Source organism: Bacillus sp. LR--39 (assembly GCF_053613335.1).
Map to the genome: position 1 here is coordinate 1 of NZ_JBSIOT010000106.1, position 1,607 is coordinate 1,607.

Sequence of the window (1,607 nt, forward strand, 5' to 3'; positions counted from 1 at the left end):
TGGAATACGATGATGACCGCTCCGGAAACTTTGATCCGCTCCGTTTTGTGAAGCGCAAGGATCTGCAAATTGTGCTCGGCTTGATCACATCGAAATACGGCGAGCTTGAAAATCCTGAGGATGTGAAACGCCGTATCAATGAAGCCGCGCGTTTTGTCAGCTTGGACCAGCTATGCCTGAGCCCGCAGTGCGGTTTCGCCTCTACAGAAGAAGGCAACCTTCTGACAGAGGAGCAGCAATGGGCAAAGCTTCGCCATGTCATCGACATTGCCAACGATGTGTGGAGATAATCTATCATTGACAGAAATAGAAAATGTGTGAATAATAGATACTATCAGAAAATTTCATAAAAAGGTTTTCCTTATCAAGAGAGGTGGAGGGACTGGCCCTGCGATACCCGGCAACCGCTGTTTAACAGAATGGTGCTAAATCCTTTAGAGCAATGATTGCTCTTGAAGATAAGGTTGAGATTGTCACGCAAGCTCTTCCTTATCCAAAGGAAGAGCTTTTTTACATTTGAATGGAAAGAAGGAATGGACAACATGTCACAACAAACAACACCCGCAGAACAAAAATCACTTCAAAGAAAAAAACCGCCGTTTCGCGCGGATCAAGTCGGAAGCCTGTTGAGATCTGAGCCCGTTAAAAAAGCGCGGCTGCAAAAAGCGGCCGGCGATATTACGGCTGAGCAGCTTCGCCAGATCGAAAACGATGAAATTATCCGCATTGTGGAAAAACAGAAGGAAACCGGCCTGAACGTCGTGACAGACGGTGAATTCCGCAGAGCATGGTGGCACTTTGATTTCCTGGAAAACTTAGATGGCGTTGAGCCGTTTACTCCTGAGCAAGGCATTCAATTCCATAACGTACAGACAAAAGCACGCGGCATTAAAGTCACAGGTGATATCGACTTTTCAACTCACCCAATGCTTGAAGATTACTCATTTCTCCATAGCATTGCCGGTGACGCGACGCCAAAGATGACGATTCCAAGCCCGAATATGCTGTTTTTCCGCGGAAAATTGGAAAAAGGTGCATACAAAAACGACTATCACCTTTTCCAGCATGATGTATCCAAAGCATATAAAAAAGCGATTCAAGCGTTTTATGACAGAGGCTGCCGCTACCTCCAGCTTGATGATACAGCGTGGGCCGTTTTCTTATCAGAAAAAGGCTTAAAACAAATCGAAGCGTTCGGAACAACGCCTGATGAGCTTCGCCAGCTGTTTGCGAAATCGATTAACGACGCGATTGCAGACCGCCCGGATGACTTGACGGTAACCATGCATATTTGCCGCGGCAACTTCCAGTCCACTTGGACAGCGGAAGGCGGCTATGACGCAGCAGCCGAAACCATCTTTGACGGCTTGAATCTTGACGGACTTTTTTTAGAGTATGATGATTCACGCTCAGGCGGATTTGAGCCGCTCCGTTACGTAAAACGGTCTGATCTTCAGCTTGTTCTTGGCTTAGTGACATCTAAATTCGGTGAGCTTGAACATCCGGATGACGTGAAACGCCGTATCGAAGAAGCGTCCCGTTATGTAAGCTTAGACCAGCTTTGCCTCAGCCCTCAATGTGGATTTGCTTCAACTGAGGAAGGCAAC

Annotated in this window: 1 protein-coding gene, 1 pseudogene and 1 riboswitch; the gene and the pseudogene both read left to right on the forward strand. The window is 47.0% G+C overall.

The window, feature by feature from the left end:
* Positions 1-290, forward strand: a pseudogene (locus tag ACWHAR_RS20780) (5-methyltetrahydropteroyltriglutamate--homocysteine S-methyltransferase); the annotation flags it as partial.
* Between the two features lie 68 nt (positions 291-358).
* Positions 359-465: riboswitch (SAM riboswitch) on the forward strand.
* Between the two features lie 77 nt (positions 466-542).
* The coding region (locus ACWHAR_RS20785) for a 5-methyltetrahydropteroyltriglutamate--homocysteine S-methyltransferase (protein ID WP_452087692.1) at positions 543-1,607 on the forward strand (1,065 nt) is incomplete at its 3' end.